Annotated in this window: 8 protein-coding genes; 3 read left to right on the top strand and 5 right to left on the bottom strand. The window is 71.0% G+C overall.

Features of this window, described 5'->3' with window-relative positions:
- Together AOK08_RS17020 and AOK08_RS17015 are read left to right on the top strand one after the other, a co-directional pair.
- On the top strand, nucleotides 1-1141 hold a 1141-nt coding region (locus AOK08_RS17020; protein ID WP_241826977.1), incomplete at its 5' end, for an SUKH-4 family immunity protein.
- Between the two features lie 162 nt (nucleotides 1142-1303).
- Nucleotides 1304-2206 (top strand): coiled-coil domain-containing protein, encoded by a 903-nt coding sequence (locus AOK08_RS17015; protein ID WP_055526450.1) that lies wholly within the window; start codon nucleotides 1304-1306, stop codon nucleotides 2204-2206.
- Nucleotides 2207-2291: 85 nt separating this feature from the next.
- Here AOK08_RS17015 and AOK08_RS17010 read toward each other — a convergent pair whose 3' ends face one another.
- The 3 genes from AOK08_RS17010 to AOK08_RS17000 form a co-directional block, all read right to left on the bottom strand.
- Complete coding sequence (locus AOK08_RS17010; protein ID WP_055526449.1) at nucleotides 2292-2705, bottom strand: peptidoglycan-binding domain-containing protein; 414 nt, start codon at nucleotides 2703-2705, stop codon at nucleotides 2292-2294.
- Nucleotides 2706-2710: 5 nt separating this feature from the next.
- Nucleotides 2711-3106 (bottom strand): peptidoglycan-binding domain-containing protein, encoded by a 396-nt coding sequence (locus AOK08_RS17005; RefSeq protein WP_055526443.1) that lies wholly within the window; start codon nucleotides 3104-3106, stop codon nucleotides 2711-2713.
- 68 nt (nucleotides 3107-3174) lie between these two features.
- Nucleotides 3175-3567, bottom strand: coding sequence for a peptidoglycan-binding domain-containing protein (locus AOK08_RS17000; protein ID WP_055526442.1), 393 nt, complete (start codon nucleotides 3565-3567; stop codon nucleotides 3175-3177).
- 375 nt (nucleotides 3568-3942) lie between these two features.
- On the opposite strand from AOK08_RS17000, the gene AOK08_RS16995 reads away from it, so the two are divergent.
- Nucleotides 3943-5226 carry a peptidoglycan-binding protein gene (locus AOK08_RS16995; RefSeq protein ID WP_055526440.1) on the top strand — a complete coding sequence of 428 codons (1284 nt, stop codon included), beginning with the start codon at nucleotides 3943-3945 and terminating at the stop codon, nucleotides 5224-5226.
- A gap of 143 nt (nucleotides 5227-5369) precedes the next feature.
- On the opposite strand, the gene AOK08_RS16990 is transcribed toward AOK08_RS16995, so the two are convergent.
- Together AOK08_RS16990 and AOK08_RS16985 are read right to left on the bottom strand one after the other, a co-directional pair.
- On the bottom strand, nucleotides 5370-7217 hold the full coding sequence (locus AOK08_RS16990) for a peptidoglycan recognition protein family protein (protein WP_055526438.1): 1848 nt from the start codon (nucleotides 7215-7217) through the stop codon (nucleotides 5370-5372).
- 125 nt (nucleotides 7218-7342) lie between these two features.
- The gene (locus AOK08_RS16985) at nucleotides 7343-9268 is read right to left on the bottom strand and encodes a PhoX family protein (protein WP_079054075.1); all 1926 of its coding nucleotides are present in this window, start codon (nucleotides 9266-9268) and stop codon (nucleotides 7343-7345) included.
- Between the last annotated feature and the right edge of the window lie 177 nt (nucleotides 9269-9445).

Below are 9445 nucleotides of genomic sequence, written 5' to 3'. Positions count from 1 at the left end.
CCCCGGCGCGACGCCTCCGTTCCCCGGCGGCCGGCCGGCGCCCGGTATGTCCGCGCCGGGTGGTCAGGCGGCCCCCGGCTTCGGGGCGCCCGTACGGTCGGCGCACACCCCTGGGTTCCCGCCGCCCGCTCCCCAGCCCCCGGCCTACGGTTACCCGCCGCCCGGTCAGCCCACGGTGGGGCCCGGTTATCAGGCTGTTCTCCGCTACCGGGCGCCCGACGGGTCCGAGCAGCAGGTGATCCGGCGGTCCGCGCCGGGGACGCCGCATCCGGAGTGGCAGATCTTCCACGAGCTGCGGGCGATGAACATCCCGCAGGATCAAGTCCTCGAACTCCACACCGAGTTGGAGAGCTGTGAACTGCCGGGTGCCTACTGCGCCCGCATGATCCGCGAGCAGTGGCCGAACGCCCGGATCACGAGCATCGCGCCCTATGGCACCGATCACGCGAGCCGCCAGCAGGGCATGGCTCAACTCCTCGCGCACCAGGGCGAGTTGCATCAGGTGGCGGACGGTCCGGCGCGCCCGGGTCCGGTACGTGTGCCGCTGCCGCCCGTGCAGCCCGCGCCGCCGGTTCCGCCGGAGGGGGTCGCGCAGGAAATGGCCGGCGCCTTCGGGCCCGGGGTGTTCCGGTTCGACCAGGCGGCCGTGTCGCGGCAGGGGGTGCCGCCGATCGTGGCGCACACCCTGGTCGTCGCCGGGCTGCCCACCGACATGGGGCCGTTCTTCTGGGCGCAGGCCCAGCCGGGGCGGCCGGTGCCGACTCTCGCCGAGCTGGCGCAGGAGCGCGGGGTGCGCCCGTCGGCGGACGCCGGGTCGTTCCTCGTCATGGGCAGCGACTTCGGCAAGTCGATCTGCGTGCAGTACGGGACGGCGAACATCGTCGCGGTGCCCGTGGAGGCGGGGCCGGGCGGAGCTCCCGTACCGCCGCAGTTCGTGAACACGGGGCTGCCCGAGTTCGCGCGCTGCCTCGCGCTGCTCGGCCGTATGTGGCGGCTGCGCTACGGCCTCAACCAGGAGCAGGCGGGCCGCTGGACGGTCGATTTCCAGGCCCAGCTCGCCTCCCTCGACCCGGCGGCGCTCGGCTCGCCGGAGAGCTGGTGGGCGGTGCTGCTGGAGCAGATGTGGGACGGGCTGCTCTGACCTGCTGAGCGGAGGGAAGGGGGTGGGTGGCCGTACGGCCACCCACCCCCTTCCGCATGTTCACCCGTGACCCGGCCCGGAGTGTCGCGTTAGGCACATTTCATCCCAATCCATCAAGATGTGCGCGAAATCATTACGTCGTACGCGGAGAGGGGTTGCAGGATGAGCGGCACAGCCATGTCGTCGCACGGTTTCGTGGCCGGTTTCGGGGCCGGACGGGGGCGCGGTTACCGCCCGGACCAGGTCGACGCCTACGCCGCCGCGCTCTCCGCGGAACGCGACGCCGCCTGGGAGCGGGCCGCGCGGCTGACGGTGCTTGCCAGGGACATGGAGGCGGAGTCGGGCCGGCTGCGGGAGGCCGTCGCGCGGCTCGCCCCGCAGACGTACGACAGCCTTGGTGAACGCGCCAGGCGGCTCTGGGAGTTGGGGGCCGAGGAGGCCGGAGCGGTGCGTGAGCGGGGCCGGAGTGAGGCGCGGCAGCTCGTCGCGGATGCCGAGGCCCGCGCCGGCGCCCTGCGGGAGGCCGCGGAGGCCGCCGCCGAGACCGTACGGGGTGAGGCCGAGGAACGCGCCCGGCAGCGGCTGCTCGCCGCCCGTGCCGAGGCCGACGAGATCCGGATCGGCGCCCGGCGCGAGGTCAAGGAGGGGCGCGGGGAGGCGCTGGCCGCGCTGCGCGAGATGCGGCTGCGGACCTCGGGGCTGTTCGCCGAGCAGGAGAAGGAGTGCGCCGAGCGGTGGGCCGAGGCGGAGCGGATCCTGGGCGAGCGCGAAGTCGCCCTGGACGTACGGCACATGGAGCGGGTGGCGGCTGCCGAGGCCGCGCTGTCCGAGGCGAAGCGTGCCTTCGCGGAGGCCGAGGAGACGGTCCGGCGCAGCGACGACGAAGCGCGCGCCCGGGCCGCCGAACTCCTCGCCGAAGCACGGGTGTTGGAGGACCGCATCGCCCGCGAGACCGAGCGCGTCCTGCGGGACCACGGGGAGGAGTGGGACGACGTACAGGCCCACATGGACCACGTACGCAGCAGCCTGACGACGCTCACGGGGCGGGCCGCGGCGGCCGAGTGAGTGATGGCCGGGTACATGTGTTCCGCCCGCTGTCCTTGGTCACCGCCGGTGGACAGCGGGCGGAACGTGCTCAGGAGGCCGTGTCCTACTCGAAGTAGACGTGGGCTATCAGGCTGTGCCAGGTGTAGCGCCCGACGACGCCGTCCGCGCCGCCCTGGACCGAGGTCCTGTTCTGGAAGTTCACCACCGCGTTGTACGTCTTGGGGCCGAAGACTCCGTCGACGAAGCCGGGCTGGTCCTCGCTCCGGACCGCGCCGACCTCGAGCAGGTCCTCCTGGATCTCCCGGACGCACACGCCGGACGCGCCCTTGCGTACCACCACCGTGGGAATGTCCCAGCCCAGGTAGTGCTCGTAGCCGTAGGCGTTCTTGCACGCCTCCAGGTTGTCGTACCAAGCCTGGGCGGGGGCGGCGGTCAGACCGCCGAGAAGGGCCGTGGCGGTCGCGACGATCGCGCCCGCCCAGATCGTGCCTCGCCCGCGCGCTGTCTTGTTCGTCATGGCGATCAGTCCGTGGTCAGGGAGATGAGGACCTCCCAGGTCTTGGGGCCCACGACGCCGTCCGGGTCCAAGTGGTACCGGCGCTGGAACTCCCTCACGTAGTCGTCGGTCTTCGGCCCGAAGATGCCGTCGACGAAACCGTTCGCGTCGGCCTCGTCGAGGATGCCGGTCGAGCCGAGGTCCTCCTGGATCTCGCGCACGCACACACCCGACGAGCCGTACCTGAAGTTGCGGGCCGGGATGACCCAGCCGTTGGCGGATGTGCGGGTGCCGACGCTGTTGTAACAGGCGTCGCGGTAGTCACCGGCCGAGGCGATGGGGGCGGTGACCAGCAGTGTGCCGACGGCGGACGCGGTGAGCGCGAGGGCCGCCAGGGGTCGGACGCGGCGCGACAAGGACATGGGGAAGCAACTCCTGACGATGAGGAAGCGAGCTGAAGGGAAGTTGGGGATCAGGGGATCATCAGGGCTCAGCCCGTGAGGAGCTTCTCCCAGGTCCGCGGCCCCACGATGCCGTCGGGGTCGAGGTTGTGGCTGCCCTGGAACCTGCGGATGGCCGAGTCGGTGCGAGCGCCGAAGACGCCGTCGACGAAGTTCCCGCCGCTCTGCTCCCACGAGGTCAGGCCGTACTGCGCGACGAGTTCCTGGAGTCCGGCGACGCATTGGTCGGAGTCGCCGCGGGAGTAGTTGTACCGGGGGATGGTGAACCCGTTCGGGGACTGGCGTGTCCCGTGCGCGTCCTTGCAGATCTTGTACGCGGAGTCGTCCGCCTGGGCGACCGGGGCGGAGACGAGCAGGGCGCCGGCGGAGACCGCCGCGATGAGGAGCGAGATGACGCCCTTCGTGGGGCGAGTGATGCGCATGCCGTATGAGCCTTTCGCTGGGAACGTGGGAAAAGCTGCCACACGGGGTGCGGCCGCCTCCCGCGTCCCACGTGTCCCGTGCCGTGAGGGACGAACATCCGCCCAGCTCAGTGCCGTTGTCGGCAGGCTCGTCCCTGGGACGTCCCGACCGCTTCTCACGTAGTGGGGCGGGGCGGGGGCGCGGGGCGGCCGGCTCAGGGACGTCTCGGGCTCGTCCCAGGGACTCTGAGGTGCTGGAGGGGACCCGGCGGGGGCCTCAATGCTGCTGGTGACCACTTGTCACCCCCCCAGCTCGAAAGGCTGACCTCACTCATGTCCTTGAGTTCCTCGCATGCTTCTCCCACCCGCGTCGCCCGACCGCCGGACAGCCGGTCGGTGGCCGGGAACGGCCGAAGGCTGCTGGCCTCGCTCCTGACCCTCGTGGCCGCTGTGGCGGCGCTGCTGGCAGGCCCGCTGCCGGCCGCGCACGCCCTCGACGTGAGCCTGCTCCAGCGCGGGCTGTCGGGCCTCAGCTATCTCCCCCGCAGTGGGGTGGACGGCTCGTACGGGCCCCAGACCCGGGACTCCGTCCGCCACTTCCAGCAGGACAACGGGCTCAGCGTGGACGGCGACGCGGGCCCCCTCACGATGAACGCCCTGGTGGAGAAGGTGAAGCGGGTCCAGTCCGCGGCCGGTACGCCCGCCGACGGCGACTACGGCAACAACACCCTCGGCGCCGTGCGGACCTACCAGAGCGCACACCACCTGGACGTGGACGGCATCGCCGGACCGCAGACCATGGGCGAGATGAACATCGACCGGATCGTGTCGAGCGGATCCGGCTCCGGTACCAACTCCGAGGTCAAGCTGCTCCAGCGGAACCTGGCCGGTCTCGGCTACCTCCCGCTCGATGGCGTGGACGGCGTCTACGGCGCCCGTACCAAGAACGCCGTGCTGTCCTTCCAGAGCGACAACGACCTGGACGTCGACGGCATCGCCGGCCCGATGACCAAGAGCGCCCTGACCGGGAAGGTGAAGCAGGTCCAGGGTGCGGCCAACACGCCCGCCGACGGCGACTACGGCAACAACACCCTCGGTGCCGTGCGGACCTACCAGAGCACGCACAACCTGGAGGTCGACGGCATCGCCGGTCCGAACACCATGGCCGCGATGGGCATCGCCCGCGAGATCGGCAGCACCGGACACGGTGGCGGGTCCAGCGGCGGCAGCCCGACCGTACCGCCGCTGGAGGGCAGCGTCCGCGACAAGATCATGCAGGCGGCGCGTTCTCAGCTCGGTGTGGAGGAGTGGGGCAACAACTGCAACCCGTACGGTCCTTGCGAGGCCTGGTGCGCGCACTTCGCCAGCTGGGCCTGGCAGCAGGCCGGGATCAACTACCACACGTCGTTCAGCGGGGACTTCTACTACTACGGGCGTGACCACGGAACGCTCCGCACGGACCTGCGGAACGCCGCGCCCAAGCCCGGCGATGTGATGCTCTTCGGCAGCGGCCCCGCCAACACCTCCACGAGCGTCCACGTCGGACTGATAGAGAAGGACAACGGCGACGGGACCGTCACCACGATCGAGGGCAACCACAACGACCGGGTGGAGCGGGTGACCCGCAGGCTCGTCGGCGGCTGGCCCGCGTACGCGATCGTCTCGCCCGCGGGCGGCTGAGCCGACCGGCTTCCCCCAACGGCCAACGGCCAACGGGGCTCGTACCGCGAAGTGTCCGCGGTACGAGCCCCGTGCGGGCGATGCGGTCGGAACCTGTTCAGGCGATCAGAACTTGTTCAGGCCATCAGAACTCGTTCAGGCGATCAGAACTTGTTCAGGTTGAGCGCGTTCTGCAGGGCCTTGACCGTGGCGGGACCCCAGGCGCCGTCGACGACCAGACCGGCGCCGGTCATCCGGTTGAGATGGGACTGGAGCGCCTTGTACGTCGCCGGGCCGGTGATGCCGTCCTCGACGAGCCCGGCGCCCGACCACACGTTGAGGTGGTGCTGGAGCGCCTTCTTGGAATTCGGCCCCCACTGGCCGTCCGCCTCCACACCGAGCTTCTTCTGCGTGGCGCGGATCGTCGAGGGCCCGAAGTCCCCGTCGACGACGAGCCGGGCGCCGTCGTCGATGTACGCGGAGTACGCGGCTTCGGTGGCCGGGCCCCACAGGCCGTCGGCGCCGGTGCCGACCTTGCCCTGGAGCCAGCGGACACCCGCGTCCGTCAACGGTCCCCAGGCGCCGTCCTGGTCGAGGGCGGGGCTGTATCCCAGGGAGTTGACCGCGTACTGCTGCATCTGCACCGAACGCACCGAGCTCATACCGCCGGAACCGTTCGAACCGCCGGAACCGCCGGAGCCGTTCGAACCGCCGACGTACGCCTTGTACGCGGCTTCGGTGCCGGGCCCCCACAGGCCGTCGGCGCCGGTGCCGACCTTGCCCTGGAGCCAGCGGACCCCCGCTTCCGTCAGCGGGCCCCAGAGCCCGTCGACGGTCAGCGCCGGACTGTAGCCCAGCCCGTTGACCGCCTGCTGCTGGGCGGAGACGGACCGGACCTGGGTCATGCCCCCGCCGGCGCCACCGCTGGAGTCGCTGCCGCCGCCGTTGTAACCGCCGTCCCCGTACTCGATGGTGACGCCCCACGCGGGCATGCCGTTCTGCACCCACGCGCGCAGCTTCGCACCGGGGCAGCTGGTGGCGTTGCCCGGGAGCCCGCCGTGGTAGGTCTTCTCCAGGGTCCTGCCCGCCAGCAGGTTCGCCTGCTCGTACAGGGCGCGAATGGAGGAGTACGCCTTTTCGGTGGCGTCGCCGTCCTCCCCGATGAAGCAGACGCCGATATGACTGGTGTTCCAGCCCGAGGCGTGCGCGCCCTGGATGTACCAGCCCCGGCCCTCGAAAATGCGGCCGGTGTCGTCGACGAGGAAGTTGTATCCGATGTCGGACCAGCCGTTGGAATCCATGTGGTAATTCTGGATCTGGCGGACCGATTGGGTCGTGGGCCCGTCCGAGTAGTGCACCGTGAATCCGGTGCGGGCCTTCGGATCGACTCGTGTGACGTCCTTGGCCGGGCGGGCGCCCCAGTCGGCGCGTGAGTAGAGGTATGCGATGGGACCGGGGTCGGGCGTGGAGAGCGGATAGAGCTGGTTGAGCACCGGGTAGAGATTTCCCGGGCATGCGGTGAATGTGGTGCGTACGTCCTTGTGCCCCTTGATCGCGGGGCCGGCGTGTTTTCCGATGTAGGTGATCAGATCCCGTATGGCGAAGATCATGTCGGAGGTGACCGGATCGTCCTCCCCGATCATTCCCATGATCGCGTAGTAGTTCTTGTTGGAGCCGGGCACCTCGGTGCTGTTCGCCGCGGATCTTCTGCCGTATCCCCGTCCCTCGTAGATGCTCCCGTGCTTGCATACGAGGTAGTTGTACGGGATGTCGTCGTATGCGGGCTCCTTCTTGCCGAGTTTTACGGCTATTTCGTCCGCGAGGCTGTAATACATCGAGTCCCGCTGGACGTTTCGGACCAGTTGCGGGCAGTTGGCGTGATTGTTGGAGGCGAAATTCCCGCCTCCTTCGTGGTGAATGACCACACCGCCCAGCCAGGGCTCGAAGGATTCGGCATCGATCTTCTTCGGGGGCAGCGCGCCCCATTGGCTGCGTTCGATGATGGTGACCATGCGGATTTCCTCACTTGCCGTACTCGCTGTACTTGCCGTACTTGCCGTACTTGCTGTTTGTCTGCTGGTTTTCGCGTTCTTCGGGCCGGTCGGCGTCTTACGCCGTGTCGGTTACGCCCGGCCGGTCACGCGGGGCCGATCACGCCCATGTCCGCACGCCGGACCACGACCGTCGCGGAGCGCGGGCGGCCCTGCGGATCGTGGTCGGGCCAGTCGCTGACCGCGCACGGGGCGTCGGGAGTGGGGGTGCCCCACGCGGCCGTACGCTCCCCGGGGTGCTGGATGTTGACGAAGAGGGTGCGCCGGTCGGGGGTGGCGGTGACGCCGGTGATCTCGGCGCCCCGCGGCCCGGTCAGGAAGCGGCGGATCTCGCCCGTGGCCGGGTCGGCGACGAGCACCGCGTTGTTGCCCAGGTTCTCGTGCCCGGACCCACCGCGGTTCTGGTCCCACTTCGAGATGCCGGTCTGGATCCACAGCCGCCCGTCGGCGTCGAACCACAGGCCCTTGGGCGAGCCGAACATGCCCGCCTCGTCGAGCCCGACGCACTCGTCGTGGGCCGGGTCACCGGCGAGTACGAAGACGTCCCAGCGGAATCCGTCCGCGCCCTCCTCGCGCCAGCGCACGATGTGCCCGTACGGGTTGGACGCGCGAGGGCTGACACCACGGCCGCCGCTCCCGCCCGCCGAGCCGCACGAGCCGCCGCCCGGACTGTTGGCCAGCGCGCAGTAGACGGTGCCGTCACCGGCGACGGCCGTCTGCTGGGGGCGGTCCAGCGGTGTGGCGCCCAGGGCGTCCGCCGCCTCCCGCGCCCGCAGTACGACGTCGGCCTGGTCCCGCCAGCCGTGCTCGGCCTTCAGCGGACCCCGCCCGTGGGCCAGGGGCAGCCAGCGTCCGGTTCCGTCGTCCTCGAACCGCGCCACGTACAGGGTGCCGTGGTCCAGCGGATCGCGTCCCCGGGAGCGCTCCTGGCGCCACGCCTCGTCGCCCACGAACTTGTAGAGGTAGCCGCCGACCTCGTCGTCGCCGCTGTAGACGACGACGCGCCCCGCGGACTCGGTGACCGTCGCGCCCACGTGCTGGAAACGGCCCAACGCGGTCCGCTTCACCGGAGGGGCGGAGGGTGCGGCGGGGTCGATCTCCACGACCCAGCCGAAGCGGTGCACCTCGTTGCCGTTCACCGCGAGGTCGAAGCGGGGGGCGACGGTGTGCCAGCGGTGCCCGTGACCGGACGCGCTCACGCCGTATCGTTTCTGCGTGCGCGTGGGTCGCCAGCTCGGGTCGTCGGTGCCGAAGTAGCCGACGACGTTCTCCTCGCAGCTCAGATACGTCCCCCACGGAGTCACGCCGTAGGCGCTGTTGCCCAGCGTGCCGGTGTGGGCCGTACCGGTGCGCAGCGCCGGGTGAGCGGAATCCACCGGGCCGGAGAACCGCACCGGGGTGGTACCGGTGACGCGGGCGTTGCGCGGTGAGTCGACGATGTCCCAGGTGCCGCCGCTCTCGCGCACCTCGACCACGCTCAGCCCCTGCGCGGCCAGGGCCTTGTCGACCTTCTCGCGGGTCATGGCCGCGCCGCCGTCCCGGTGGAGCAGCGTGGCGTCCGTGGCCTCGTGGTTGATGACGAGCGTCCCGAGCCGGCTGCCCCGGGGGCCGTCGTCGTACGGGAAGAAGTGCAGCCCGCTGTGGTGCGAACCGATCTGGCGGGCCTGGTCGGCGGAGCTGTTGCCGCCGTCGGCCAGCCACGCGGGTCCGCCCGAGCGCAGGGGCCGGCCCCACGGCGCCAGCGTCCGCACGACGTGGCCGGGCGGCACGGTCACCGTGTCCGTGGTCGCCGGCGGCACCGCGGCGAAGCCGAGGAGGCCCTTCGGGGCCGGTCCGGCGGGCGTCGGCGCCGGGGTGGCGGCGTGGGCCGTGGAGGTGCCGAAGCCGAGGAACGCCACGAGGGCCGCCGTGCCGCCGGTCACGACCTGACGCCGTGAGGGAGAGGAGGCCACGATCTCCTCGAACGGGCGGGCGCCCGCCGAATCGGGGCGGGGAGGAACCAGATCTGCCATGTGTGTGCCACCAAAAAAAGGGAAGGGTCGGCCGCGGCCAGGGGTACGGAGGACGGGTGGGCTCCCGGCGACATCGGCAGCGGGGCCCGTGGCACCGACCCTAGGGCGAGCCGCTCCCCGTTCCGTCCCGCCGACCGTCCCGGGACGCCCCGAACCGCGTCCCGGGACGGTCGGCGG

Origin of the sequence: Streptomyces graminilatus (assembly GCF_001418565.1) — a bacterium.
Taxonomy (GTDB): Bacteria; Actinomycetota; Actinomycetes; order Streptomycetales; family Streptomycetaceae; genus Streptomyces; species Streptomyces graminilatus.
This window is presented reverse-complemented; position numbering and strand designations above follow the sequence as displayed.

What these genes read in the sequence shown, in the direction of transcription:
- AOK08_RS16985 (WP_079054075.1), bottom strand. Translation starts at nt 9,268, where the DNA reads ATGGCAGATCTGGTTCCTCCCCGCCCCGATTCGGCGGGCGCCCGCCCG.
- AOK08_RS17000 (WP_055526442.1), bottom strand. Translation starts at nt 3,567, where the DNA reads ATGCGCATCACTCGCCCCACGAAGGGCGTCATCTCGCTCCTCATCGCG.
- AOK08_RS17010 (WP_055526449.1), bottom strand. Translation starts at nt 2,705, where the DNA reads ATGACGAACAAGACAGCGCGCGGGCGAGGCACGATCTGGGCGGGCGCG.
- AOK08_RS17015 (WP_055526450.1), top strand. Translation starts at nt 1,304, where the DNA reads ATGAGCGGCACAGCCATGTCGTCGCACGGTTTCGTGGCCGGTTTCGGG.
- AOK08_RS16990 (WP_055526438.1), bottom strand. Translation starts at nt 7,217, where the DNA reads ATGGTCACCATCATCGAACGCAGCCAATGGGGCGCGCTGCCCCCGAAG.
- AOK08_RS17005 (WP_055526443.1), bottom strand. Translation starts at nt 3,106, where the DNA reads ATGTCCTTGTCGCGCCGCGTCCGACCCCTGGCGGCCCTCGCGCTCACC.